Annotated in this window: 24 protein-coding genes; 8 read left to right on the forward strand and 16 right to left on the reverse strand. The window is 75.2% G+C overall.

From position 1 onward, the window contains the following. Positions 1-60 precede the first annotated feature (60 nt). The gene (locus tag ABTX81_RS11775; protein WP_350543377.1) at positions 61-1,251 is read right to left on the reverse strand and encodes an acyl-CoA dehydrogenase family protein; all 1,191 of its coding nucleotides are present in this window, start codon (positions 1,249-1,251) and stop codon (positions 61-63) included. A 102-nt stretch (positions 1,252-1,353) separates the two neighbouring features. Here ABTX81_RS11775 and ABTX81_RS11780 point away from each other — a divergent pair, with 102 nt between their 5' ends. Further along, positions 1,354-1,905 (forward strand): GNAT family N-acetyltransferase, encoded by a 552-nt coding sequence (locus ABTX81_RS11780; protein WP_350543379.1) that lies wholly within the window; start codon positions 1,354-1,356, stop codon positions 1,903-1,905. A gap of 52 nt (positions 1,906-1,957) precedes the next feature. Then, entirely contained in the window at positions 1,958-2,287 is a 330-nt protein-coding gene (locus ABTX81_RS11785; RefSeq protein WP_350543380.1) for a hypothetical protein, read from the forward strand. Between the two features lie 53 nt (positions 2,288-2,340). On the opposite strand, the gene ABTX81_RS11790 is transcribed toward ABTX81_RS11785, so the two are convergent. Both ABTX81_RS11790 and ABTX81_RS11795 read right to left on the reverse strand, forming a co-directional pair. Continuing rightward, positions 2,341-2,649, reverse strand: coding sequence for an AzlD domain-containing protein (locus tag ABTX81_RS11790; protein WP_350543382.1), 309 nt, complete (start codon positions 2,647-2,649; stop codon positions 2,341-2,343). Further along, positions 2,649-3,377: an AzlC family ABC transporter permease gene (locus ABTX81_RS11795; RefSeq protein WP_350543383.1), complete on the reverse strand. Its 729-nt coding sequence runs from the start codon at positions 3,375-3,377 to the stop codon at positions 2,649-2,651. Before ABTX81_RS11795 ends, ABTX81_RS11790 begins: the two co-directional genes overlap by 1 nt. Positions 3,378-3,488: 111 nt before the next feature. Here ABTX81_RS11795 and ABTX81_RS11800 point away from each other — a divergent pair, with 111 nt between their 5' ends. Then, the gene (locus ABTX81_RS11800) at positions 3,489-4,067 is read left to right on the forward strand and encodes a helix-turn-helix domain-containing protein (protein ID WP_350543385.1); all 579 of its coding nucleotides are present in this window, start codon (positions 3,489-3,491) and stop codon (positions 4,065-4,067) included. 33 nt (positions 4,068-4,100) lie between these two features. On the opposite strand, the gene ABTX81_RS11805 is transcribed toward ABTX81_RS11800, so the two are convergent. Next, positions 4,101-6,008 (reverse strand): cholesterol oxidase substrate-binding domain-containing protein, encoded by a 1,908-nt coding sequence (locus ABTX81_RS11805; protein WP_350543387.1) that lies wholly within the window; start codon positions 6,006-6,008, stop codon positions 4,101-4,103. A 215-nt stretch (positions 6,009-6,223) separates the two neighbouring features. Between ABTX81_RS11805 and ABTX81_RS11810 the strand changes: the two genes are divergently transcribed. Both ABTX81_RS11810 and ABTX81_RS11815 read left to right on the forward strand, forming a co-directional pair. Beyond that, the gene (locus ABTX81_RS11810) at positions 6,224-6,946 is read left to right on the forward strand and encodes a carbon-nitrogen hydrolase family protein (protein ID WP_350543388.1); all 723 of its coding nucleotides are present in this window, start codon (positions 6,224-6,226) and stop codon (positions 6,944-6,946) included. Positions 6,947-7,096: 150 nt separating this feature from the next. After that, the gene (locus ABTX81_RS11815; protein ID WP_350543390.1) at positions 7,097-8,500 is read left to right on the forward strand and encodes a class II fumarate hydratase; all 1,404 of its coding nucleotides are present in this window, start codon (positions 7,097-7,099) and stop codon (positions 8,498-8,500) included. An 87-nt stretch (positions 8,501-8,587) separates the two neighbouring features. Here the strand turns inward: ABTX81_RS11815 and ABTX81_RS11820 are convergent, their stop codons facing one another. Beyond that, entirely contained in the window at positions 8,588-9,058 is a 471-nt protein-coding gene (locus tag ABTX81_RS11820) for an SPW repeat protein (RefSeq protein WP_350543391.1), read from the reverse strand. 287 nt (positions 9,059-9,345) lie between these two features. Between ABTX81_RS11820 and ABTX81_RS11825 the strand changes: the two genes are divergently transcribed. Continuing rightward, on the forward strand, positions 9,346-9,933 hold the full coding sequence (locus tag ABTX81_RS11825) for a PadR family transcriptional regulator (protein ID WP_350543393.1): 588 nt from the start codon (positions 9,346-9,348) through the stop codon (positions 9,931-9,933). Positions 9,934-10,000: 67 nt separating this feature from the next. Continuing rightward, on the forward strand, positions 10,001-11,701 hold the full coding sequence (locus ABTX81_RS11830; protein WP_350543395.1) for an acyl-CoA dehydrogenase family protein: 1,701 nt from the start codon (positions 10,001-10,003) through the stop codon (positions 11,699-11,701). A 96-nt stretch (positions 11,702-11,797) separates the two neighbouring features. Here the strand turns inward: ABTX81_RS11830 and ABTX81_RS11835 are convergent, their stop codons facing one another. The 3 genes from ABTX81_RS11835 to ABTX81_RS11845 form a co-directional block, all read right to left on the reverse strand. Next, positions 11,798-13,126, reverse strand: coding sequence for a M28 family metallopeptidase (locus ABTX81_RS11835; RefSeq protein WP_502892762.1), 1,329 nt, complete (start codon positions 13,124-13,126; stop codon positions 11,798-11,800). Positions 13,127-13,397: 271 nt separating this feature from the next. After that, positions 13,398-15,632 (reverse strand): sensor histidine kinase, encoded by a 2,235-nt coding sequence (locus ABTX81_RS11840; RefSeq protein WP_350543399.1) that lies wholly within the window; start codon positions 15,630-15,632, stop codon positions 13,398-13,400. A gap of 119 nt (positions 15,633-15,751) precedes the next feature. Beyond that, the gene (locus tag ABTX81_RS11845; RefSeq protein ID WP_350543698.1) at positions 15,752-16,393 is read right to left on the reverse strand and encodes a response regulator; all 642 of its coding nucleotides are present in this window, start codon (positions 16,391-16,393) and stop codon (positions 15,752-15,754) included. A 331-nt stretch (positions 16,394-16,724) separates the two neighbouring features. On the opposite strand from ABTX81_RS11845, the gene ABTX81_RS11850 reads away from it, so the two are divergent. Beyond that, complete coding sequence (locus ABTX81_RS11850) at positions 16,725-18,992, forward strand: sensor histidine kinase (RefSeq protein WP_350543400.1); 2,268 nt, start codon at positions 16,725-16,727, stop codon at positions 18,990-18,992. A 218-nt stretch (positions 18,993-19,210) separates the two neighbouring features. On the opposite strand, the gene ABTX81_RS11855 is transcribed toward ABTX81_RS11850, so the two are convergent. The 8 genes from ABTX81_RS11855 to ABTX81_RS11890 all read right to left on the reverse strand — a co-directional run bounded on the left by ABTX81_RS11855 (position 19,211) and on the right by ABTX81_RS11890 (position 25,224). Continuing rightward, positions 19,211-19,387 carry a hypothetical protein gene (locus ABTX81_RS11855; protein WP_350543402.1) on the reverse strand — a complete coding sequence of 59 codons (177 nt, stop codon included), beginning with the start codon at positions 19,385-19,387 and terminating at the stop codon, positions 19,211-19,213. Positions 19,388-19,545: 158 nt separating this feature from the next. Further along, the gene (locus ABTX81_RS11860; protein WP_350543404.1) at positions 19,546-20,670 is read right to left on the reverse strand and encodes an NAD(P)-dependent alcohol dehydrogenase; all 1,125 of its coding nucleotides are present in this window, start codon (positions 20,668-20,670) and stop codon (positions 19,546-19,548) included. Continuing rightward, complete coding sequence (locus ABTX81_RS11865) at positions 20,667-21,245, reverse strand: VOC family protein (RefSeq protein ID WP_350543406.1); 579 nt, start codon at positions 21,243-21,245, stop codon at positions 20,667-20,669. Before ABTX81_RS11865 ends, ABTX81_RS11860 begins: the two co-directional genes overlap by 4 nt. After that, positions 21,242-22,174, reverse strand: a complete 933-nt coding sequence (locus ABTX81_RS11870; RefSeq protein WP_350543407.1) for an SDR family oxidoreductase — start codon at positions 22,172-22,174, stop codon at positions 21,242-21,244. Before ABTX81_RS11870 ends, ABTX81_RS11865 begins: the two co-directional genes overlap by 4 nt. After that, positions 22,171-22,995 (reverse strand): cupin domain-containing protein, encoded by an 825-nt coding sequence (locus ABTX81_RS11875; RefSeq protein ID WP_350543409.1) that lies wholly within the window; start codon positions 22,993-22,995, stop codon positions 22,171-22,173. The genes ABTX81_RS11870 and ABTX81_RS11875 overlap by 4 nt, the downstream gene beginning before the upstream one ends. Continuing rightward, a complete protein-coding gene (locus tag ABTX81_RS11880) occupies positions 22,992-24,188 on the reverse strand; it encodes a zinc-dependent alcohol dehydrogenase (RefSeq protein WP_350543411.1) in 1,197 nt (398 codons plus the stop codon). Before ABTX81_RS11880 ends, ABTX81_RS11875 begins: the two co-directional genes overlap by 4 nt. Further along, a complete protein-coding gene (locus ABTX81_RS11885; RefSeq protein ID WP_350543413.1) occupies positions 24,185-24,595 on the reverse strand; it encodes a pirin family protein in 411 nt (136 codons plus the stop codon). The genes ABTX81_RS11880 and ABTX81_RS11885 overlap by 4 nt, the downstream gene beginning before the upstream one ends. Next, positions 24,592-25,224 carry a hypothetical protein gene (locus tag ABTX81_RS11890; RefSeq protein ID WP_350543415.1) on the reverse strand — a complete coding sequence of 211 codons (633 nt, stop codon included), beginning with the start codon at positions 25,222-25,224 and terminating at the stop codon, positions 24,592-24,594. The genes ABTX81_RS11885 and ABTX81_RS11890 overlap by 4 nt, the downstream gene beginning before the upstream one ends. Positions 25,225-25,375 lie beyond the last annotated feature (151 nt).

Below are 25,375 nucleotides of genomic sequence, written 5' to 3' on the forward strand. Positions count from 1 at the left end.
ACCGGATTTTCGCCGGAGCGGGGCGCCGTCAGCGGTAGGCGCCGTCAGCGGTGGACAGGGTCAGCGGTAGGCGGACTCGCCGGTGATGGCCTCGCCGAGGACGAGGGTGTGGATCTCGCTGGTGCCCTCGTAGGTGAGCACCGACTCCAGGTTGTTGGCGTGCCGCAGGACCGGGTAGGCGGTGGTGATGCCGTTGGCGCCGAGCACGGTGCGGGCGCTGCGGGCGATCTCCAGGGCGGCGCGGACGTTGTTGAGCTTGCCGAAGCTGATGTGCGCCGGGCGGGCCGCGCCCTCGTCCTTGAGGCGGCCGACGCGCAGCGCGACCAGGTAGGCCTTCTCGACCTCCAGCATCATCTCGACGAGCTTCTGCTGGGTGAGCTGGAAGCCGGCGATCGGGCGCTCGAACTGGACGCGGGTCTTCGCGTAGTCGAGGGCGGCGGTGTAGCAGTCGCGGGCGGCGCCGACGGTGCCCCAGAGGATGCCGTAGCGGGCCTCGTTGAGGGAGGAGAGCGGTCCGCGCAGGCCGGTGACGCCGGGCAGGACGGCGTCGGCCGGCAGCACGACGTCGTCGAAGGCGAGCGCGCTGGTCACCGAGGCGCGCAGGGAGAGCTTGCCGGGCACGTCGGTGGCGGTGAAGCCGGGCATGCCGGGTTCGACCAGGAAGCCGCGCACACCCTCCTCGGTCTGCGCCCAGACCACCGCGACATCGGAGACGCCGCCGTTGGTGATCCACATCTTGGAACCGGAGAGCACCCAGTCCGCGCCCTCGCCGGCGCCCTTGCGGCGGGCGCGGGTGCGCATGTTGGCGGGGTCGGAGCCGAAGTCCGGTTCGGTGAGGGCGAAGCAGCCGATCAGCTCGCCGGCGGCGAGGCCGGGCAGCCAGCGCCGCTTCTGCTCCTCGGAGCCGAAGGCGTGGATGGAGCGCATCGCCAGCGAGCCCTGGACGGAGACGAAGCTGCGCAGGCCGGAGTCGGCGGCCTCCAGTTCCATGCAGGCCACCCCGTAGGCGACGGCGCCGGAGCCGGCGCAGCCGTAGCCGTCGAGGTGCATGCCGAGCACGCCGAGGGCGCCGAGTTCGGGGGCGAGCTCGCGGGCGGGGAAGACGCCGCGCTCGAACCAGTCGCCGATGTGCGGGCGGATCCGGTCGTCGGCGAACCTGCGCACGGTGTCGCGCACGAGGCGTTCCTCGTCGGTGAGCAGGTCACCGACGGCGAGCAGGTCGGCGGGGTCGATCCTGGTCGGCTTCGCCATTGAAGCTCCTTGTAGTCTCGGCGGGTGCGTGCCGCCGCGGCGTTGAGTACCGGCGAGTATGGCGCACCCGGCCGGTGCCGGTCCGGGGACGAGGGAGTGAGCATGTACACAGTCCGGCTGGTGACGGCAGGGGAACTGCGCGGCGGGGCGGCGCGGCAGCTGGGCGAGCTGATGGCGGACACCGTCGACGCGGGGGCCTCGATCGGCTTCCTCGCCCCGCTGGACCGCGGCGCGGCGGCCGACTGGTGGCGGGCGCTGGCCCCGGACGTCGAGGCGGGACGGCTGCTGCTCTGGGTGGCCGAGTCGGACGGGGAGGGCCGGATCGCCGGGACGGTGCAGCTGCGTCCGGCGACGACGGCCAACGGCCGGCACCGGGCGGACGTCGCCAAGCTGATGGTGCACCGGGCGGACCGGGGGCGGGGGCTGGCCGGCCGGCTGCTCGCGGCCCTGGAGTCGGCGGCCGCCGCGCGCGGGCTGCGGACGCTGGTCCTGGACACCGAGACGGGAAGCCCCGCCGAGCGGATGTACGCGGCGGCGGGCTGGACCCGGGTCGGCACGGTGCCGGACTTCGCGACCGATCCGGCGGGGGTGCCGTGCGCGACGACCGTCTTCTACAAGGCGCTGGAGGTCGCGGGGGCCGCGTCGCTACGATGACGCCTCCCCGCGCGGGCGGGCGGTACGGGACGAGGCGTGAGGGGTGGTGGCCGTGGGTCGGTGGGCCGTGGTCGTGCAGGAGACCGAGGGCGTCGGGGACGACCGGATCTGGGGGGCCAAGGTGCTGGCCGAGGTCGAGGGGAGCCGGGAGGACGCGCTCGCCGAGCTGCGGCGGATCGTCCCGACGTACACCCCGCAGCACCCGTTCAACGGCCGGCGGCGCCGGCTGTTCCGGGACGGCGACAGCTATCTGCTGATCACCCAGGGGAGCATGCGGGACTACCACTGCGTCTTCAAGGTGTGGGAGATGCTGTGGGACAGCAAGCGGCCCGAGGTGCAGCAGGAGCGGCTCGCGGCGGCCGGGGGCGACAGCGCCGGCTGAGGCCGGAGGCCTGGCGGTCAGGCGGCCGGGCGGCGGCTCAGGCGGTCGGTCGGTCAGGAGACGCCGCAGAGCCGGAGCACCGCCGTGGTCGCGGCGGCCGCGACCACCACGAGCGGGAACGGCGCGCGGCGCAGCGCGAGGACGCCCGCGACCAGCACGCCGGCCGGTCGGGCCCACCCGGCGAACCCGTGGCCCTGGGTGAGCGCGCCGGTGGCCACCAGGGCGACCAGCAGCACGGCGGCGGCGACGGCGAGCAGGTGGCGCAGCCGCTCGGAGACGGTGAGCCGGTCTCCGAGCAGCGGGCCGGCCAGGCGGAACGCGTAGGTGCCGGCGGCCAGCAGCAGGATGGCGGTCAGGGACATCAGCGGACCTCCTCGGCGAGGGGCTCGACCCGGCCGGAGCCGCCTGCGGACGCCGCCGGGGCCGCCGGGCGGGCGGCGAACAGCAGTCCGGCGAGGGCGAGCAGCACCGGCAGGCCCGCCGGGACGTACGGGGTGGCGGCCACCGCGACGGCGGCGCCGGCCAGGGCGGCGGTGCGGGTGCGGCGCTCGCGGAGCGCGGGCAGGACGAGGGCGAGCAGCACGGCGGGGAACGCGGCGTCCAGGCCCAGGGCGTCGGTGTCGCCGAGCAGTCCGCCGGCCGCGGCGCCGACCAGGACGGCGAGGTTCCAGGCCGCGAACAGGGCGAGGCCGCAGACCCAGTACGCCGCCCGGCGCCGTCGTGGGTCGGACTCCATCAGGGTGAACGCGGCGGTCTCGTCGGTCAGCAGCTGGGCGCCGAGCAGCCGGCGCCAGCGGGGGCCGTTCAGCGCGTCGGCGACGGTGAAGCCGAAGGGCAGCAGGCGGGCGTTGAGGACGAGGGCGGTGAGGACGGCGGCGAGCGCGCCACCGCCGGAGAGCACGACGCCGACGGCGGCGAACTGCGCGCCACCGGCGAAGACCAGCACGGACAGGGCGACGGGCACCCAGAGCGGGAGGCCGCCGGAGACGGAGATCGCCCCGAACGAGGCACCGACCAGGGCGTCCGCCAGACAGACCAGGGCGATGTCGCGGAGGGTGGCACGTTCGAGGGTTCGAAGAAACGAACGCATGTCCAGTAGAGTGAACGGAAGGGGGCCGTTCGTCAAGCCGAACGCCCGGACGCCCGGAGCGAACGCGGAGTGAGGGGAACGGATGAGCGGGAACGGACGAGTGAGCGGCGGATGAGCGGAAACAGCGGCTCCAGCCCCTCCGGGGGCGAGCTGATCGAGCTGATCGCGGCGTCGATCCGGCGCGAGCGCGAGCGCGCCGGACTGTCGATGGCCGAGCTGGCCCGGCGGGCGGGAATCGCCAAATCGACGCTCTCCCAACTGGAGTCGGGAGCCGGCAATCCGAGCGTCGAGACGCTCTGGGCGCTCGGCGTCGCCCTGGACGTGCCGTTCAGCCGGCTGGTCGACCCGCCGCGCCCGGCGGTCCGGGTGGTGCGGGCCGGCGAGGGCCCGGTCACCCACTCGGAGCGGGCCGACTACGCGGCCACCCTGCTCGCCTCCTGCCCGCCGGGCGCCCGGCGCGACATCTACCGGATCGACGCCGAGCCGGGCGAGACCCGGGACTCCGACCCGCACATGCCGGGCACCGTCGAACACGTCCTGCTGAGCGCCGGACGGGCGCTCGCCGGGCCGACGCAGGCGCCCGTCGAACTGGGCCCGGGCGACTACGTCAGCTATCCCGGCGACGCGCCGCACGTGTTCCGCGCCCTGGCGCCGGGCACCCTCGCGGTGATCGTCATGGAACACGTCTGACGGACAGCCACATCCCGTGCGGGAAAAGGGACTTCAGATTTTCAGCAGCCGGTCGAGGAACGGGTTGCCGAAGACCCGGTAGGGGTCGTGGCGGTCCAGCGTGGTGACCGCCTCGTCCCAGCCCGGCCCGCCGCCGTCGCGGTGGCTGGCCGGGACGACCCGGTCGAGGACGTCCGGGTCGGCCCAGGCGGCGTCCTCGGTGTAGGCCCAGCCCTTGGACCACTCGACGCGCAGGCCCGCCCGGGTGCCGTCGAACGAGCGCAGCAGGGCCTGTTCGAGGTCGCGGCCGAAGCGGTGCAGCCCTGGCGTGCCGGGGAAGCCGAGCACGTCGAGCCAGACGGCGGTGTCCCAGTCGGGGCGGTCGGGGCGCGGGCGCAGCGCGGAGAGCAGCGGCGGCCGGGCGCCGGGCACCCCGGACCAGGACGGGTCGTCCACGCCGGTGACCCGGATCTCCACCGCGCCGTTCACCGGGAACTCGCCGCGGTCCCGGTAGGCGTCGAGCAACGCCCGGTATCGGTCGGCGAATTCGGCCACCACCCATTGCAGGTCGGCGCGCCGGGCGAGGATCGCGTAGCCGTTGGCGGTGACCCGCAGGGTGGTGGGGCGCACGTACTGGAGCAGGGTGCGCGAGGGCCCCCAGAGGTCGGAGCGCAGGCCGCCGGCGAGCAGGTGGGTGAGCACCTCGCCGGTGAGCAGTTCGCGCAGCAGCCCGCCGGAGAGCAGGACGTCGGTGAGGTCGCCGGTGAGGCCGATCTTGGCGATGAGGTACTGGAGTTGGCCGAAGAGCGGGGCGGATCCCCAGGCGCCGGCGACGAGGTCGCCGGCCAGCCGGGCGACCGGTTCCGGGACGGAGTCGGAGAAGGGGTAGTTGTAGGGCTCGTCGACGGCGCGGGAGGCGAAGGGGCGGTTCGGGGTGACGCTCCAGGTCTTCAGCCAGGGCCGGTCGGTGTAGGCGAACCAGATCGCCTCGGCGCGGCCGTCGCGTTCGACGAAGTCGGCGAAGGTGCGCGGGCGGGAAGGCGCTGTGGTGGGCGTCGAGGTGGACGTCGGGGTGGACGTCGAGGTGGACGTCGGGGTGGGGGACGCGCCGGGGCGGGCGAAGAGTTCGGCGGCCGTCAGGTCCAGCCGGCTGACGCAGCGCAGCGGCCGGTCGGCGCCGGCCCGCAGCACCACCTCGGTGACGAAGGCCCGGCCGAGGTGGACCAGGAAGGCGGCGGCGTCGGCCTCGGAGCGGTCGAAGGTCCGCAGGGTGTAGCGGTCGGTGGCCGGGTCGAGGACGACGGCGGTCAGCCGGACGACCTGGTTGCTGATTGAGCCGTAGCCGTGCCCCTCGGGGCGGGTCTCGCCGGCGGCGGGGACGGCGGTGCCGTGGCCGCCGATCGCAAGCACGCCGCCGACGGTGAGCTCGCCGGGCGCCGGGACGGCGGTGAGGCCGAGGCCGCGCTCGGCGAGGTGGGCGAGCAGCGCCTCCATGGTCGCGCCGCTCCGGGCGCGCACGGTGGTGGGTGAGTCGGCGGTGATCGCGGTGAGGTGGCGGGTGGTGTCGAGCAGCAGCACCCGGGCCGCCTCGGGCGTGCCGTCGGCGACGGTGAGCGGCGCCCAGGTGTGCCGGTGGCCCTGGGCGCGCAGGCGCCAGCCGTGGGCGCGGGCCCAGTCGGCGAGCGCCGGAACCTCCTCGGGAGTGCGCGGGGCGCAGGTCCAGAGCTGGTCGGTGCGGACCTCGCCGGACCAGTTCCGGTAGACACGCCGGAACGGTTCGGTGCCGGCGGGGAGCCCGGGCGGGACGGGGACGTCGGCCCGGGCGCCGTCCGGGCCGACGGTGCCGCGCAGCAGCCAGGTGCCCGCGCCGAGCGCGGCGGAGGCGCCGAGCAGGCGGCGGCGGGTGAGGCCCCGGTGGGGCTCGTCGTGGCCGTACCGGTCGTCGTGGTTTCCCGTGCTCATGCCCCACCCCTGGTCCCTGGTGTCCGTGGTCGCTCCCCGATCCGGGTGAGCGTACGAACCGGCCGGCCGGGCCCCGCCGCCACGCTGGCGATCTTCACTCGAAGGGATGAACCTTGCCGGATTTCGCGGTCCGCTCGTAGGTTGACCGTGATCGCCACCCCTGATCAGCCCCCGGAGGCCCCACCGTGCCCGCGCCCGCTCCCGTGCCCGCTCCCGTGCCCGCTCCCCTCGCCGTCGCCGTCGCCCAGCCCGCCTGCCACCCGTCGGGGCGGCCCGAGACCGTCGCCGTCAACGTCGAACGGCACGCCGCCGCAGTCCGCGCGGCCGGGGCGGTGCGCCTGGTGGTCTTCCCGGAGTTCTCGCTCACCGGCTACGACCTGGCCGCGCCCGCCGTCGACCCGTCCGACGCCCGGCTCGCGCCGCTGGTCGCGGCCTGCGCCGAGACCGGCGCCACGGCCCTGGTCGGCGCGCCGGTGGCCGGGGCGGACGGCCGCGAGCACATCGCCACGCTCGCCGTCACCGGCGCGGGCGCCTCGGTGGTCTGCCGCAAGACCAACCTGTACGGGAAGGAGAGCGAGCGCTTCTCCCCCGCCGACCGGCCCGCCGTCCTGGAGCTGGATGGTTGGCGGCTGGGCCTGGCGATCTGCGCGGACGCCGCCGACCCCGAGCACGTGAAGCGGCTGGTCGCGCTCGGCGCCGACGCCTACGTCGCCTCCACGTTGTACGGGGCGGGCGCCGAGTCGCTGGCCACCAAGGCGGCCCGGTACCCGGCACGGGCGGCCGACAACGGCGTCTGGGTGGTGCTGGCCACCTCCGCCGGGCCGAGCGGCGAGTTCGCCGCGACCTCGGGCGGCTCGGGCGTCTGGGCGCCGGACGGCAGCGAGGTCGTCCAGGCGGGCACGGCGCCGGACGAGGTCGTGGCCGCGGTGCTGGGGTGACGGCGGGAGCAGCCCTCCGGCCACCGGAAATACCCGGGGCCCGCGCGCGGCTGTGGTGTGCGGAAGCCGTACCCGGCCGGGGCGGGGACCCCGGGCCTCGCCCGGAGGGACGCCGATCCGGCCGGGACCGTTCAGGAGGTGCAGCGCACGATGGGTGACGAGCAGATGTCCGGCGACTACCGGATCGAGCACGACTCGATGGGGGAGGTCCGGGTGCCCGCCGGGGCGAAGTGGCAGGCGCAGACGCAGCGGGCGGTGGAGAACTTCCCGGTGTCCGGCCAGCGCCTGGAGCGGGCGCACATCGCCGCACTGGCCCGGATCAAGGCCGCCGCCGCGCGGGTCAACGCCCGGCTCGGCGTGCTGGACGAGGAGACCGCCGCCGCGATCGCCTCCGCCGCCGAGGAGGTGGCGGCGGGCCGCTGGGACGCCGAGTTCCCGGTGGACGTGTTCCAGACCGGCTCGGGCACCTCGTCCAACATGAACACCAACGAGGTGATCGCCAGCCTGGCCGGCGAGCGGCTCGGCCGGCCGGTCCACCCCAACGACCACGTCAACGCCAGCCAGTCGTCCAACGACGTCTTCCCGTCCTCCATCCACATCGCCGCCACCGCCGCCGTCAGCCATGAGCTGATCCCGGCGCTGGAGCACCTGGCGGAGGCACTGGAGCGCAAGTCGGCGGAGTTCGCGGGCGTCGTCAAGGCGGGCCGCACGCACCTGATGGACGCCACGCCGGTCACCCTGGGGCAGGAGTTCGGCGGCTACGCGGCGCAGGTCCGGCACGGGCGGGAGCGGCTGCTGGCCACCCTGCCCCGGGTCGCCGAACTGCCGCTCGGCGGCACCGCGGTGGGCACCGGCATCAACACCCCGCCCGGGTTCGCGGCGGCGGTGATCGAGGAGGTCGCGCACGTCACCGGGCTGCCGCTGACCGAGGCCCGCGACCACTTCGAGGCGCAGGGCGCGCGCGACGGCCTGGTCGAACTGAGCGGCCAATTGCGCACCGTCGCCGTCGGGTTCACCAAGATCGCGAACGACCTGCGGTGGATGGGCTCGGGCCCGCGCACCGGTCTCGGCGAGCTGAACCTGCCGGACCTCCAGCCCGGCTCCTCGATCATGCCGGGCAAGGTGAACCCGGTGCTGCCCGAGGTGGTGCTGATGGTCGCGGCCCAGGTGATCGGCAACGACGCCACCGTCACGGTGGCCGGGGCGAGCGGCAACTTCGAGCTCAACGTGATGCTGCCGGTGATCGCCCGCAACGTCCTGGAGTCGGTCCGGCTGCTCGCCAACAGCGCCCGGCTGCTGGCCGACCGCGCGGTGGACGGCCTCACGGCCAACGCCGAACGGGCCCGGGAGTACGCGGAGTCCTCGCCGTCGGTGGTGACGCCGCTGAACCGCTACATCGGGTACGAGGAGGCGGCCAAGGTGGCGAAGCAGGCGCTCGCCGAGCGCAAGACCATCCGTCAGGTGGTGCTGGAGCGCGGGTACGTCGAGCAGGGGCGGCTCACCGTGGAGCAGCTGGACGAGGCGCTGGACGTGCTGCGGATGACCCGGCCGTAGCCGCCCGCCGGCCCGGCCCTGGCGCGCCCGGGGCGCGGAGCGGCGCTGCCGCCCTCCGCGCCCCGGGTGTCGGGCTTGCGGTGACCGTCAGCCCCTGGCCCGGCCTGCCCGGCCGCGCCGCATCGATGCTCCGTTCGACGTCATCGTGGCCATCGAGATGGCGGCGATGCCCAGCAGACACATCACGCCGCCCGCGATCAGGCAGGTGACGATGTTCCGGCCCCGGTCCACCTCTCCCGAGACGACCCACGGCGAGATGATCGTCCACGCGCCGAGCAGGGTCGCCGCCCAGGCCCGTGCGTGGGTTCGCTCGTACGCCGAGCCGTAGCCGGCCATCAGCACGCTGTAGGCGAGGCCGACGATCAGGCAGGTGACGGTGAGCGTGCTGAACGCGGTGAAGCCGACGATCCACGGCGAGGCCGCCAGGAACAGACCGGCCAGAACGGCCAGGGCCTCGACGGCCTGGGCCCGCGGGGTCAGGGTGACCCGCTCGTAGTGCTCCCGGAGTTCGAGGATGTCCGGATGGTGCTCCATGCCCATCGGCGTTTGGGTCGACACCGATACCACCTCCTAGGTTTCGAACATGGAGGGCTCTAGCCCAGTACCATTCTGGCGCCGTTCATCCGTTTTGCACCTTTTCACCTGGGCCGTTACCCTTTCGCGCCCGATCCGTCCCGGCGGGTGACCGGGCGGGCGGCCTCGCGGGCGGAGGGGCGGGTGACCGCGCGGGCGGCCGGCGCGGGCGGAGGGGCGGGTGAGCGGGCGGTGCACGCGCGGGTGACCTCCGTCTCACCGTCGCCTGCCTCCCTTGCCTATGCAACTCGTTGCATAGCAGGATGCCGGGCATGGCACTGGAGCACGCGATCCTCGTCTCGCTGCTGGAACGGCCCGGCTCCGGCTATGAACTGGCCCGGCGCTTCGACCGGTCCATCGGCCGCTTCTGGACCGCCACCCACCAGCAGATCTACCGGGTGCTGCGGCGGATGGAGGCGGACGGCTGGGTGCGCGCCGAGGAGGTCGCCCAGGACGGCCGGCCGGACAAGAAGGTCTACTCGGCGGCCCCGCCCGGCCGTGAGGCGCTCGCCGGCTGGCTGCGCGAGCCCGTCGAACCGGAGACCGTCCGCCACGAGTTGGCCGTCCGGATCCGGGCGGCGGCCTTCGACGACCCGGCCGCGCTGATCCCCGAGGTCGAGCGCCACCGGGAGGGACACGCCGCCCTGCTCGCCCGCTACCTGCACGGCGAGCGGCGCGACTTCCCGGAGGCCTACGCCCCGGACGCCGCCGGCCCCGGCAGATCCGCCGTGGACGCGCTCGACGCCCAGCGGCGGCTCCAGCACGTGGTGCTGCGCGGCGGCATCGAGTACGAGCGGATGACGCTCGCCTGGCTCGACGACGTGCTCGCCACCCTGCGCGAGCTGGCCGACGGCCGCTGATCCCGCCCGCCGCCCCCTCTTTCCCTCACCCCCGCCCCCCTCACCCTCGACCCTCCGGGAGCCCGCGATGCTCTTCAACCCGCGCACCTACGACCCCGCGCAGTTCGACGAGCCGACCCGCCGGCTGCTGCGCGCGACCGTGGACTGGTTCGAATCGCGCGGCAAGAAGGCGCTGATCGACACCTACATCGACCGCGCCTGGTACGCCGACTTCCTCGAATTCGCCGCGAAAGAAGGCCTGTTCGCCGAGTTCCTGACGCCCTCCGCCGCCGACCCGGACAAGCGCTGGGACACCTCGCGGATCGCCGAGCTGAACGAGATCCTCGGCTTCTACGGGCTCGGCTACTGGTACACCTGGCAGGTCACCATCCTGGGCCTGGGTCCGGTGTGGCAGAGCGGGAACGAGGCCGTACGGGCGCGCGCGGCCCGACTCCTGACGGAGGGTCACGTCATGGCGTTCGGCCTCTCCGAGCGCGGCCACGGCGCCGACATCTACTCCACCGACATGGTCCTCACCCCGGACGGCGAGGGCGGCTTCACCGCCACCGGCTCCAAGTACTACATCGGCAACGGGAACGTCGCCGGCCTGGTCTCGGTGTTCGGCCGCCGCTCGGACGTCGAGGGGCCGGAGGGCTACGTCTTCTTCGCCGCCGACAGCCGCCACGAGGCGTACCACCTGGTGAAGAACGTGGTGAACGCCCAGATGTACGTCAGCGAGTTCCGGCTGGAGGACTACCCGGTCCGCGCCGAGGACGTCCTGCACACCGGCAAGGCCGCCTTCGACGCCGCCCTGAACACCGTCAACGTCGGCAAGTTCAACCTGTGCACCGCGTCGGTCGGCATCTGCGAGCACGCGATGTACGAGGCCGTGACGCATGCCCACAACCGGGTGCTGTACGGCAAGCGGGTCACCGACTTCCCGCACGTGCGCCGGGAGTTGACCGACGCCTACGCGCGGCTGGTGGCGATGAAGCTGTTCTCCGCCCGCTCGGTGGACTACTTCCGCACCGCCTCCCCCGAGGACCGCCGCTACCTGCTCTTCAACCCGATGACCAAGATGAAGGTCACCACCGAGGGCGAGAAGGTCATCGACCTCATGTGGGACGTCATCGCGGCCAAGGGCTTCGAGGCGGACACCTACTTCGACAAGGCCGCCAAGGACATCCGCGGCCTGCCGAAGCTGGAGGGCACCGTCCACGTCAACCTGGCACTGATCCTCAAGTTCATGGCCAACTACCTGTTCGACCCGGCCGAGTACGCCCCGGTGCCGACCCGGCAGGACGCCGCCGACGACGCGTTCCTGTTCCGGCAGGGCCCGGCCCGCGGCCTCGGCGCGATCCGCTTCCACGACTGGCGGGCCGCCTACGACGCGCACGGGCACCTGCCGAACGTCGCCCGCTTCCGCGAACAGGCCGACGGATTCTGCGAGTTGCTGCTCAACCACGCGCCGGGCGCGGAGCAGCAGGCGGACCTGGACTTCCTGCTGGAGATCGGCCAGCTGTTCGCGCTGATCGTCTACGGGCAGCTGGTGCTGGAGCAGGCGGCGCTCACCGGGCTGGACGCGGACCTGCTGGACCAGGTCTTCGACGCGCTGGTGCGGGACTTCTCCGCGCACGCCACCGAGCTGCACGGCAAGGCGTCCGCCAGCGAGGCGCAGGCCGCGTGGGCGCTGGCGCACGTGCGCCGCCCGGTCGCGGACGGCGCACGGGCGGCGAAGGTGTGGGGCATGGTCGAGGCGCTGTCGGGCGCGTACGAGATGGCCCCGTAGGCGAATCCCCCGGGGGTGCCGGTCGGCGGTCCGGCACCCCCGGGGCGTTTCGGGGGCCTGGCGTCAGGCGGACGTCAGAAGGGCACCAGAAGGGCGTCAGAAGGTGAGCTTCCAGCTGTCGATGTAGCCGGTGTCCTGGGGGCCGACGTCCTGGACCTTGAGCTTCCAGGTGCCGTTGGCCGGCGCGGCGGAGGCGTTCACGGTGTACGTGGTCTGCACGTTGGCCGCGGAGTCGCTGCCGCTGGAGGCCTTGAGGCGGAAGCTGGTGCCGTTCGGCGCCACCAGGTCGATGACGAGGTCACCGCGCCAGGTGTGCTTGATGTCCACGCCGACCTGGAGTGCCGACGGGGCGTTGCCGGTGCGGCCGGTGACGGCGATGTCGGAGGTCACGGCCGATCCGTAGTCGGGGATCTGGACGTCGGCGGTGTTCTCGAAGACGGTGCCGGTGGGCGGGGTGGTGCTGCCGGCGGCGAGCGTCCAGACGGCGTGGGCGATGGCGTCGCTCATCCGGTCCAGGGCGGTGTCGTTGATGTTGGCGGTGGTGTCGCAGGAGGAGTGGTAGCAGCGGTCGAAGGGCTGGCCCGCCGTTCCGCCCCACTTCGCGGCCTGGGCGCTGGTCTTGGTGTAGTCGGCGCCGCTGAACAGGCCGCCGACCCGGATGCCGGCGTTCTGGAACGGGGCGTGGTCGGAGCGGCCGTCGCCCTCGAAGTCCTGCTCGGTACTGATGCCGAGACCGGCGAAGTAGTCGCGGAACAGGGCGTCGAGCGCGCTGTCGTAGCGATAGGTGAAGTAGCCGGGGTTGGGCGAGCCGATCATGTCGAAGTTGAGATACGTCTCGATCTTCGAACGCTCGGTGGCCGCAAGGCTGTTGACGTAATTCTGGGAGCCGATCATGCCGTACTCCTCGGCGCCCCACCAGCCGAACCGCAGGTGCTTGGTGGGCTGCAGGCCGGCTCGCGAGACGGCGAGGGCGGTCTCCAGGACACCGGCCGAGCCGGAGCCGTTGTCGTTGATGCCCGGACCGCCGGTGACGGAGTCGAGGTGGGCGCCGGCCATGATGACGTGCGAGGTGTCGCCGCCGGGCCAGTCGGCGATGAGGTTGTAGCCGGTCGAGCCGTTGTAGCTGAAGGTCTTCAGGCTGGTGGTGTAGCCGGCCGCGTCCAGCTTGCCCTTCACGTAGTCGATCGAGGCCTTGTAGCCGGTGCGGCCGTGGGCCCGGTTGCCGCCGTTGGCGGTGGCTATCGACTGGAGTTGGGCGAGGTGCGCCTTGACGTTGGCGACCGGGATGTCGGGGGCGGCGGCGACCGCCGGCGCGGCGGCGGGCACGGGGGCCGCGGGGGCCTTGGGGGCCGCCGAGGCGGCCGGGGCGAGGAAGGCGGCCGCGAGGGTGACGGCGGCAGCGGCGGACAGGGCGGTTCGGCGCAGGCGGGATCGCCGCGGGGCGCGCTCGGTCAATGGGGGCTCCGGTATCCGGTGGGGCAGAACGGAAGCGCGCCACTTCACGGGCGGCGGGGGGGATGGTGAGGGGGTGTGGGGCCGCCGGCCGCGCCGAAAAGTTGACGCGACCATGATGATTGGGCGAACCGGGGAGTCCGTCAAGGGGCAACGAAGGTCTGACAGCTGACAGAATCTGAAATCTGTCAGCTGTCATCTGTCATCTGCTATCTGTCAGCTGTTATCTGTCAGTCGTCAGCTGTCAGCCCTCGACCGGAGGCTGCTCCGGGGTGCGGGGCAGCACCGCCCGGACGACGGCGCCCCCGTCGTGGTTGCCCGTCTCGAACCGGCCGCCGAGTTCCTCGGCCCGCTCGGCCATCGAGCGCAGCCCCACCCCCGAACCGGCGCGCCGCGCGGCCCCGCCCCGGTCCCCGTTCCCCACCGGGCCGGCCGGGAAGCCACAGCCGTCGTCCCAGATCTCCAGCACCACCGCCTCCGGCCGCACCCGCAGCGTCAGCCGGGCCCGGCCGGCGCCCGAGTGCCGCAGCACGTTGTGCAACGCCTCGCCGCTGATCCGCAGCGCCGCCACCTCGACGGCGGCCGGCAGCACGGGCGGCGGGTCCGGGTCCAGCACCAGCGAGATCCGCACCCGCGCCCCGTCCAGCTCCGCGACCAGCCGCCGCAGCGCCACCGCCAGCCCCTCCCCCGCCAGCGCGGCGGGCGCCAGCCCCTCGGTGATCCGGCGCAGTTCGTCGATCGCCTGCCCGATCCCGGCCGACACGGCGACCAGCGAGCGGGCCGCCGGGGAGTCCTCGGGCACGGCCGCCCGCGCGGTGTCGACGCCGAGCCGCAGACCCGAGAGGGTCGGCCCGAGCCCGTCGTGCAGGTCGTGCCGCAGGCGCCGGCGCTCCTCCTCGCGGGCGAGCACGATCTGCCGCCGTCCGCGCTGCAGTTCCTCGTACATCCGCAGCGAGGCGATCGCGGGCGCCGCCTGGTCGGCGAGGAAGCGCAGCACCTCGTGGTCCTGGGCGTCCAGTTCGGGCTGTCCGGTGCGCGGCGGCGCGTAGAGGTCGCCGATCACCGCGCCCTCGTAGCTGAGCGGGAACACCTGGCCGGCGGGCCCGACGGTGCCGACGGCGGCGAGTTCGTGCGGTCCGGTGCGGGTGTGCAGGACGACCCGGGCACCGGGCAGGCCGAGGGCGTTCACCACGGTGTCGCAGAGCAGGGGCGGCGCGTCGGCGGGACTGACGGCGCGGCTCAGTCGCTCGGCCAGCGCCCGTACCACCTGGTAGGGGCGGGCCCGGTCGCCGTAGTAGAAGCGGTCGACGGCCCGCACCACCCACCGGGTGGTGGGTCCGAGCAGTCCGCCGACGGCCAGCGCCGCGGCGGCGAGCAGTTGCGCGGGCGCGCTGCTGGCCTGCGGCAGGGCGCGGCGCAGCAGCAGCGCGATGCCGAGGTAGCCGGCGATCAGCAGGGCGGTGAGGGCGAGGACGCTGAGCATCCGGCGGGTCGCCCGGTCGAGGTAGCGGGAGCGGTCGCGGGTGAACGCGTAGCCGACCGCGCCGAGCATCCACAGCGCGGAGCCGGCGAAGTAGGCGACCGCCGCGACGCTCTCCGAGTTGCCCAGCCGCAGCGCGATGTTGGTGGTGATCAGCCAGACGAGGTAGGGCACCAGCACGGCGGTGACGCTGCGGTGCGGGCGGGCGGAGCGCCGCCAGCGGACGGCGGCGACGACCAGGCTGGCGGCGACCAGGCCCCAGGCGACCAGGGTGGCGTGCCATTCGTCCAGCGGCAGGCCGCGTCCGGGCGGCACCAGGACGTCGCCGTGGTAGGGCAGCGGGCCGCGCAGGCGGACGCTGCACGCGTGCACGGCGCTCCACAGCGCGATGGCCGCGACGAACGCGCGGCCCGGTCCGCCGGGCAGCCGGCCCTCGGGCAGCCAGAGCGGCAGGGCGAGGGAGACGAAGATGAACAGGGCTACGGAGACCAGCAGCAGGGCCGCGCCGAGGACCTTCGCCGCCGTCCCGGCGTCGGTGACCGCGGCGGCGAGGAGGGTGAAGCGGGAGAGGCAGCCGCCGAGGCCGGCGGCGAGCAGGCAGCGGCCGAGACTGCGGCCGGCCGGCGGTGCGGCGGCGGGGCCCGGCACCGTCCCGTCGGGGGCGGGGGCGGCGCGGTGGGCGAGGATGAGCAGCCCGGAGAGCGCGAAGGCGAAGCCGAGGAGGACGGTCTCGCCGTCGTGGAGGTAGAACGGGGCGGTCCAGGGGGCGTCCGGGTGGGTGACGGCGAGCAGGACCCAGCCGAGTCCGCTGAGCAGGGTGGCGGCGCAGGCCCAGGCGGCCGGGCCGAGGACGGTGCGCCGGGGTGCCGCGGGGGGTCGTGCCAGGGACGCCGTCGGGGCGGGCGGGGCCGCCGGGCCGGCCGGGCGGGCGGGCCGGACGGCCGGGCCGGCGGTGTGCCGGGCCGGGGTGGGGGCCGGGGTCGCGGCCGGTTCGCTCATGATGTGGGCCTCCTCCCCCGCATCCTGCGTGTCCTGCCGTCCCGGCGGCGCGGGACGGCGGTCCGGTCCCGGCCCCGGCCCGGCCGGGGGTGGCGGCGGATGACCCGCGGGGGTGCGGGTCAGCCGTCGCCGAGTCCCATGTCACGGGCCCGGGCGACGGCCTCCGCGCGGGTCGCGACGTGCAGCTTCTCGAAGATGTGGGTGACGTGGTTGCGGACCGTCTTCTCCGCGACCACCAGTTCGCGGGCGATCCGGCGGTTGTCCAGGCCGCGCGCCACCAGGTCGAGGACCTCGGCCTCGCGGGCGGTGAGCGCCGGGAAGAGCTGGCCGGCCTCGCGCACCCGGGCCCCGGCGAGCAGCGTGGTGATCCGCTCGGCGACATCCGCGCCGAACACCGCGCCGCCGGCCGCGACCGTGCGCACGGCGTGCAGCACCTCCTCGCGGCCGGCGCCCTTCACCAGGTAGCCGCGGGCCCCGGCCTGGAGGGCGGCGAGCAGGCTGCCGTCGTCGTCGGCCATGGTGAGCATCAGCACCGGAGGGGCGGGCTGGTCGAGGGAGAGCCGGCGGGTGGCCTCCAGGCCGGAGCCGTCCGGCAGCGAGAGGTCCATCACGACGACGTCGGGGCGGTGGCGGGCGACCGCCTCCGGGACGTCGCCGGCGCGCTCCGCCTCGGCGACGACGACGATGCCCTCGGCGCTCTCGAGGGCGGCCTTCAGCCCCTCCCGGAACAGCGGGTGGTCGTCGACGATCAGGACCCGCACGGGCGTGGCCGCCGGGTCCTCCTCCGGCGGGGCTTCCGGCTGCTGCGGGTCTTCGGCGGGCTGCTCTTCATCCACCTGGCCGACACTACCAGCGATATGGGTGTGACTTTCCGTGACAGGCCTGGTGACGGGGTGTGCGGAGAGGTGTGCGGCGGGGAGCCTGGCCGGGCCGGTGACGGCGGGGCGCGGCGGGCCGGGCGCCGCGCGGCCGCCGCGGACAAGACCGCTGCCCCATGCGCCCGGGACGGCGGGAGGCCGAAACTGGACTCAGTGCGCCCGGGACGGCGTCCGGTCGTCGGTGGGCCCTCCCCACCCGTCCCTAGGCGGTGCCATGACCACGGTGATCCCCTTCCGTCCCCGGCCGCACACGCCCGCCGGGCCCCTGCCGCGCCGCACCGCCGCGCAGCGCCGGCTGACCGCCGCCGCCACGGTCACCGTGCTCTGCCTCGCGGTCGCCACCCTCTGGGTCTGCTACGTCCTGGTGCATCTCGGCGCCCCGGGCATCGAGGGGCCCCGGGACCAGCTGGCCATCCTGCTCTACGCGCTGCCGACGGCGGCGGCGGGGATGCTGCTGCACGCCCACCGGCCGGGAAGTCCGCTCGGTTGGGTGATGCTCCTCTACGCGCTGACGTCCATCCTGCCGAGCGCGACGGCCGCGCCCGTGTGGGTGGAGGTCTCCGACCCCGGGATCGTGGGCGCGGTGGCGGTGGTGCGCGCGGTGTGCGACACCGTCGGCGTGACCCTGTTCTACGTGCTGCCGCTCTGGCTGCCGGCCGGCCGGCTCACCACCCGCCGGTGGTGGTGGTACATCGGTGCCGTCACCCTCTGGGTGATCCCGGACACGATGTCCTACCTGGACCGCCCGACCGTCTTCGGGCGTCCCAACCCGCTCGCCGACAGCGCCCCCGCGGACTTCCTCGGCTCCGTGTCCGACCGCCTCGGCGGTCTCTACGACACGACCAACTACCTGCTGATCGGCATCGCCGCCACCGTGCTGCTGGTGCGGCTGCTGCGGCGCAGCGCGCCCCGGCGGCGCGCGTACGTGGCCGGGATGCTGGGCGCCTACCTGCTTTGGGCGGGCATGGAGGACTACTACGACCGCAACTTCCAGTACGCGTACTGGCTGAGCTACTCGCTGTTCACGGCGGCCGGCGCGGTGTGGGCGGTGGCCGTGGCCTTCCTGGTGGTGCGCGACGGCGGGTGGCGGCTGGACCGGGCGGCCCGGTCCGTCCTGATCGGGCTGCTGCTCGCGACCGGGCTCACCGTGCTGTTCGTGGGGTGCGCGGCGGTGCTGTCCGGGTGGCTGGTGCCGGGCCGAGGCGCCGCCGCGCTGGTGCTGATCGCCCTGGTCTTCGCGCTGGGTGCGGGCCTGCCGCGGGCCGCCCGGTGGGCCGTGGGCGTGGTGGACCGGCTCTACTACGGCGACCGCGCCCAGCCCTACCAGGTGCTGCGGACGCTGGCCGGGCAGGTCCGGCAGGTGGTCGAGCCGGAGCGGCTGCCGTCCGCGCTCTGCACCGCCGTCGCGGAGGAGCTGCGGCTGCCGGGGGTGGCGTTGGCCGTCACCACCCGGGCCGGGCGCCGGTCGCTGGCGGCGGTGGGGCGCCTCGACGGGCCGGTCCAGGGCTTCGAACTGGTCCACAACGGTTCGGTGATCGGGGAGTTGACGGTCGGGCTGCGTTCGGGTGAGGAGCGGCTGGACGCCAGTGACGTCGACATCCTGCGCTCGCTCGCGGACCAGGCCTCGCCGGCCGTCGCCTCGCTGCGGCTGCAGGAGGACCTGCAGGCCAGCCGGGAGCAGATCGTCGCGGCGCGCGAGGAGGAGCGGCGGTGGCTGCGGCGGGACATCCACGACGGGCTCGGCCCGGCGCTGGCCGGGCTGCGGCTGCGGGTCGACAACGCGGCCTCGGCGGCCGGGGCGGCGGGGGCCGGCGGGACAGTCGGCGGCGAGGCGGGGCCGGAGGCGATCGCGCAGACGCTACGGGGCGTCTCGGGCGACCTGGCGATGACGATCAAGGAGGTGCGGCGGATCACCGACCGCCTCGGACCGGCGCCGCTCGGCGAGTTCGGCCTCACCCGGGCCGTCCAGCACCTGGCGTCCTCGTTCAGCAGCGACGGGCTCGCCGTCAGCGCCGCGCTGCAGCCGGACCCGCTGCCGGAGCTGCCGGCCGCCGTCGAGGTGGCCGCGTACCGGATCACCGCCGAGGCGCTGAACAACGTGCTGCGGCACGCCCGCGCCCGGCACGCCCAAGTGGCGCTCAGGGTGGACGAGTCGAACCTGACGCTGACCGTCCAGGACGACGGGATCGGCCTCGGCCTGTTCCCGGCCGCCCCCGTCCTCACCACGGACACGGACACGGGCACCGGCACCGGCACCGGCACCGGCACGGGCACCGGCACGGGCGAGGCGGACGGGGCGGGCGTGGATTCGACGGCCGGGGTCGGCCTGCGGTCGATGGCGGACCGGGCGGCCGAGATCGGCGGGCACTGCACCGTCGACCGGCTTCCGCGGGAGAGCGGGACCCAGGTGCTGGCAGTCCTCCCGCGCCACCCCTCGCAGGGACGCGGCGCGGAGGGCGGACGGCCGGGCGCCGACGGCTGACAATTGACAACTGACAGATTTCAGATGACAGATAACAGCTGACAGATTTCAGATCCTGTCAGCTGTTATCTGTCATCTGTCAGTTGTCAGCCGTTCCCCCCCCAAGGCGCCGCCCGGACCGCCGCCCGCCCCCGGAGCCGGTGGCTCTGGGGGCGGGCGGGATGGGGGCGGAGGATCGGGACCAGGACGGCAAGGCTGGACGATCGTGGGTGACCGGCTCAGCAGTCCTTCTCGCCCGGCCTGCAGTGGCGCTCGGTGTCCGGAGGGGTCTTGGCGGGGACCGACGACTTGGCCACCGCACCGACGACGGCGCTCCTGATGACCGCGGCGGCCGCGGCGACACCGACGATCGCGGACGCGACGCCGAGCGTCTTCGAGGTCGTGTTCGTTGCCATGGGATGGTGCTCCAAATTCTTCAGCTCCGAGCGGTCCAACCGATCAACCGCTCTGCACTCCACTCTGGTCGGCGCAGCGCCCCGGGCACATGGGCCCGCCGTCCCGTTCCGGTCCCAGAAACGGGACGGCGGACGCGACGGCGGGCCGTCCGCGCAGCTCAGGGCAGCATCAGCACCGGCTTCACCACCTCCCCCGACTCCGCCGCCGCGGCCGCCTCCTCGATCGCCGCGAACGGGAACGTCCGCACCAGCCGGTCCACCGGCAGCCGTCCCGCCCGCAACAGGTCCACCAGCACGGGCAGGAAGCGCTCCGGCACGCTCGCCCCCTGGTTCACCCCGACGATCCGCGGCGCCCGGGCGAGCAGCCCGGGAACGTCCAGGCCCACCTCGGTACCGGCCGGCGGCGCGCCCACCACCCCGCAGGTCCCGCCGACGGCCAGCGCCTCCACCGCCTGCCGCAGCGCGCGGACGCTGCCGCTGGTCTCCAGCGCGTGCCGCGCGCCGCGCCCGCCAGTGAGGTCGCGCACCGCCGCCACCGGGTCCCCGCTGCCCGCGTCCACCACGTCGGTGGCACCGAGCTCCCGGGCCAGCGCGAGCCGCTCCGGGCGCAGGTCGACGGCGACGATCCGCACCACCGGCGTCGAGCGCGCCGCCAGGACGGCGGCCAGCCCCACCGCGCCCGCTCCGAACACGACCAGGGTGTCGCCGGGTTCGGGCCGCAGCACATTGAGGACGGCGCCCGCACCGGTCTGCACCCCGCAGCCGAGCGGCGCCAGCAGTTCGAACGGCACCGGCGTCCCGGTGACGGGCACGGCGTTGCGCTCGTCGGCGAGCGCGTACCCGGCGAAGGAGGACTGGCCGAAGAAGTGGCCGTGCAGCGCGGCGCCGCGGTGGCGGCCGGTCCCGTGCACGGTGGCGCTGCCGTCCAGCCGGAAGCCGCCGAACAGGTTGAGCGCGGCCCAGTGGTCGCAGCGCACCGGCAGCCCGGCCCGGCAGGGCGGGCAGGCGCCGCAGGAGTCGAAGGTCAGCACGACGCGGTCGCCGGGCCGCACCCGGGTGACGGCGTCGCCGACCGCCGCGACGGTGCCCGCGCCCTCGTGGCCGAGGACGGCGGGCAGCGGCGCGGGCGTGCGGCCGGCCCGCACGCTCAGGTCGGTGTGGCAGATCCCGACGGCGTGGATCCGCACCAGGACCTCGTCCGCGCGCGGCCCGTCCAGCCGGACGGTCTCCGGGCGGAACGGCCCGCCGGTCTCCCGCACCACGGCGGCGGTGGTCTCGATCATGACGGACCGGCCCCGGCCGGCGGCGCGCCGCCCGTGTCCCATGGCTCCGTGGGCGTGAACAGCCGGTCGGGGGTGGACCGTTCGTAGGGCATGCCGGGCGGCATCGCGAGCACTTCCAACTGGAGGCCCCAGGGCGTGCGGAAGTACACCCAGCGGTCGCCGTCGATCGGTCCGCCGTCGGTGATGGTCTGCGGTTCGCCCAGCACCTCGACGCCGGGCCGGCCCCGCAGGTAGGCGACGGCGCGGTCCACGTCGTCGACGGCGATCGCGAGGTGGTGCCCGCCCCAGTCGCTGTTGGCGGGCAGCGCGCGGCGCTGGTCCGGCGCGCTGTACTGGAACAGTTCCAGGTTGCCGACCGGGCCGAGGCGCAGCATCGCGATGTGCGCCACCGCCGAGCGGTGGACGCCGAGTTGGCGGTTCATCCAGTCGTCGTCCCCGGGCGGCGCGGCGACCGGCCCGAGGCGGTAGAGCAGGCGCGCGCCGAGCACGTCGGTGAAGAACGCCACCGCCTGGTCGAGGTCGGGGACGGTGTAGGCGACGTGGTGCACGGCGCGCGCACCGGGGATGCCGGTCATCGGGCGCTCCTTCCGGATCCCTCCGCGGGGAAGGGCTGTTCGTGGGCGGCGTCGCGCTGGTTGGCGATCGCGCTCATCAGGCTGAGGCCGCCGTCGACGGTGAGCGAGACCCCGGTGGTGTAGGCGGCGTCCGGGCCGGTCAGGTGGACGATGGCGGCGGCGACCTCCGCCGCCCGGCCCGGCCGGCCCACCGGGATGGCGGGCCGGGCAAGTGCGCCGAGGTCGCGGCCGCGGAGGTCGCGGCCGCCGGCCACACGGTCGTCGAGGGCACGGCCGCCGACGGCACAGTCGTCGAGGGCACGGTCGTCGAGGACGCCGTTCATCCGGGTGGCGGTCTCACCGGGGCTGACCGCGTTCACGGTGATCCCGTACGGGGCGAGTTCCAGGGCCATCACCCGGGTGAGTCCGCCCAGCGCGCCCTTGGCCGCGCAGTAGGCGGAGCCGCCCAGGATCGGGGTGAACTCGTGGACGGAGGTGACGTTGACGATCCGCCCGCCGCGCCCCTGGCCGACCATCCGGCGGGCGGCCGCCTGGGCGCAGGCGAACGGTCCGGTGAGGTCCACCGCGAGGATCCGCCACCAGTCGTCGAGGTTCTCCTCCAGGACGGGTGAACGGTGGTTGATCCCGGCGGAGTTGACCAGGATGTCGATCCCGCCGAGCCGGTCGGCGGCGGTGTGCACGGCCCGCGCCGCGGCGGCCGGGTCGGCGAGGTCGAGCGGAAGCAGCATGGTCCGCCCGCCGGCCAGTTCGGCCGTGCGGCGGGCGGCGGCGCGGTCGGCGCGGTAGCCGATCGCCACCGCGTGCCCGGCCCGGGCCAGGGCGACGGCGGTGGCCCGGCCGATGCCGGAGCTGGCCCCGGTGACGACCGCCACCGTGGGCGGCGGCCCGCCGCCGCCGGGGTGCCGGTGGTGCGGTCCGGCGGCGCTCATCGGGTCACCTCCGGCACGGTGGCGGGGCGGACTTCGTAGCCGGCCCGGGCGAGGCTCGGCGCGCCCAGGTAGCCGTAGAGGGCGGCGGTCGGGCCGGCCGGGCCGGTCCGGAAGCCGTGCCACTCACCGGCGGGGACGAACACCAGGTCGCCGGCGCGGACCGGGACCTCGGTGGCCGCCGTGAGGTGGGTGCCGCCGCCGGAGAGGACGAGAAAGAACTCGTCCGCGTGCGGGTGGCGGTGCAGGTCGTGGCTGCCGCCGGCGCCGAACTCCGAGGCGGCGACGGTGAGTCGGTGGGCGCCGACGGTCTCGTCGGTGGCCAGCCAGCGCACCGCCATGCCGGCCGAACCGGCGATCGGCGCGCCGGCGACAGCGGTATCGGCATCGGCGTCCCCGCCGCGCGCGGCCGGGACCGCCGGGACGGGCGGATCCGTGGCGTCGCCGTGCGACCGGAGGCCGGGCCTCGGCGGGGCGAGCGGGACGGGGTGGGGGCGCTGCGCGGGCCGGTCGCCGGGCACCGCGAGGGGCCGGACGGTCAGCACGGCGGCGGGCGCGCCGGGCAGGGCGGTGAGTCCGCAGGAGCTGCCGGGCGGGTGGTAGAGGCCCTCGCCCGGGCCGAGCACGCGCCCGGAGGAGCGGATCGCGCCGGAGAGCACCAGCGTCACGCATTCGCCCACCCGGGAGGGGTGGTGCTCGACGCGGACGCCGGGCGGCAGGGTCTCGACGGTCAGCCCGCCGTGCGCGGACGGCAGGTGCTGCGGGTCGATCAGCCGCCGGAACGCGGGGGCCGTCCGGGGGACGGCGGCGGGTACGAGGATCACGCGGGATCTCCTTCGGGGAGGGCGGGTGGCGGGACGGGCGCCGGGTCGTCGGCGCGGCCGAAGTCGAGGAGCACCTTGGGCGGGCCGCTGCGGCCGCCCGCGAGCATCCGGAACGCCTCCGGTCCGGCGGCCGGCGCCAGCACGGCGGCGATCAGCGGCTCGGCCGTCAGCACGCCGTCGCGGAACAGCCGCAGCGTGCGGTCGTAGTGGTCCAGACCGTGCCGGACGCCGATCACCTCCAGCCCGCGCAGGGCGAGCCGGCCCGGGTCGAAGTCCGGGCACGGGCCGCCGGCCACGCCGATCACGGCGAGCCGGCCGCCCGGTTCGAGCAGGTCGAGGCCGAGCGCGAACGCCGGCGCCGCGCCCGACGCCTCGACGGCGAGCGCGTACCGGGCGACGCCCTCGGCGCGCGCCCGCTCGGGGCTCAGGGCGCGGCGCGCGCCGCAGCGCAGCGCGAGCCGCCGCCCGGCCGGGTCGATGCCCACGGCGTCGACCGACTCGCCCAGTCGGGCGGCGAGTTGGACGGCGAGCAGGCCGATGGTGCCGGTGCCGAGGACGACCACCCGGTCACCGAGCCGGCAGCGGGCCCGTTCCAGGCCGGCCACCACGGTCACCGCCGGTTCGACGAGGACGGCGGCCCGGTCCGGCACCCGGCCGGGGATCCGGGACAGCGAGCGTTCCGGCATCACCACGTACTCGGCGGCGGCGCCCTGGCGGCCGTAGAGGCCGACCTCGGTGAGGCGTTCGCAGAGCGGGCGGCGGCCGCGCCGGCACATCCGGCACAGGCCGCAGTGCACCATGGTGTGGCCGACGACCCGGTCGCCGGGCGCGAACTCGCCGACGTCGCGGCCGACTTCGGTGACCGTGCCGCACCATTCGTGGCCCGGGACGAGCGGGTAGCGGGCCCGCCCGTCGCGCAGGTAGGCGGCGGTGCCGTGGAGGAGTTCGAGGTCGGTGCCGCAGAGGCCGACCAGGGAGGTGCGCACGGTGACCGCGTCCGGTCCGGGCGGGCCCGGCCGGGGCACCCGGGCGAGGGCCACCCGGTGCGGCGCCTCGAACCGCAGCGCCGCCATGGTGGCCCGGGCGGTGGTGGCCCGGGCCGTGAGGGCGGGAGCCGTGGCAAGGGCGGCCCCCGCCGTGGTGGCGGGGGCCTCGGTGCGGGTCGCGGCGGCGGCCTCGGCGGGGCCGGTCACGGCCGGCTCCGCCGTTCGGCGCGCCGCCGGGCCAGGGAGCGCCTGGTCCCGGTGGTGCGGCGGGGCGCGGCCAGGGCGAGGCAGAGCACCTCGGCGCCCAGCGGGCCGGCCTCCAGGAGCAGCGCGCGGCCCCGGGTCGCCAGCAGCAGATCGCCGTCGGCGGCCAGGTGGTCCGGCTCGTCGTGGTTCTGGCCGACGAGCAGGGAGCCGCGTGCCACGAACAGGACGGTCTCGCCCTCGGGCTGTCCCGGCAGTGTGTGGTGGGCGCCGGGGCTGAGCCGCAGGTGGTCGAAGGTCTCGCAGGCACTGGTGAGCATGGAGCGGCGCGCCAGGCAGCGCACGCGCACGCGCTCGCCGTGCGGGCCGAGGATGACGGCGGCCGAGGCCGTCGCGGTGGTGACGATCACCTTGTCTCGCCTCCCTTCTGACTCGGAGGGGTTTCGGGGTGGTCCGGGTGGTGGTCGGCGGTGCGGCCGTCCGGCTCGGCGGCCGGACGTTCCGCGCCGGGACGTTCCGCGCCGGGACGCGCGGCCCCGGGGCGCGCGGCCCCGGGAGGCTCGGCCCCGGGACGCTCGGCCCCGGGACACTCGCTCTCCTGGCTCCCGGTCCGCGGCCGTTCGGTGGTCGGCCGCTCCGCCGCCGGGTGGGCGCGGGCCCGGCCCGGGTGGCCGGCGACGGCGAGCACCGCGTGGAAGAACTCCAGTCCGGCGGTGCCGGCGGTGAACACGGTGTGCGCGCCGAGCGGCAGGGTGACGGCGGTACCCTCGACCAGGGGGATTCCGGCGTCGGCGGCCGTCGCCTCGCTTCCGGGCCCGGCCTCGGCAGTGGCCTCGGCAGTGGCCTCGGCCTGCGGCACCGTGGCGGTGCCCGAGCCCGCCGTGATGTACAGCGCGCGCTCGACGCCCTCGGCGGTGATCTCGACGCTGCGGCCCGGGTCGAGCCACTGCAGTCCGACGGCGCGCAGCGGTCCGGTCAGCACCCGGCTGGGGTCGACGGCGCCGCGTCGGCGGAGGTCGGTGATGACGGTGCCCGACATGACGGGAACTCCTTCTGGTCTCCTGCGGTCCGTTCGGGGCCGCTTCCGATCTCCACGGTGTGCCGCCTGTCGTCCCGGTCGCACGGGAACCCGGTCCCGTCCTGTTCCCGACCCGCGCCCGGCCCGCTCCCGACCCCTTCCCGGACCTGGC

This window comes from Kitasatospora sp. NPDC097605 (assembly GCF_040302725.1).
Lineage (GTDB): Bacteria > Actinomycetota > Actinomycetes > Streptomycetales > Streptomycetaceae > Kitasatospora.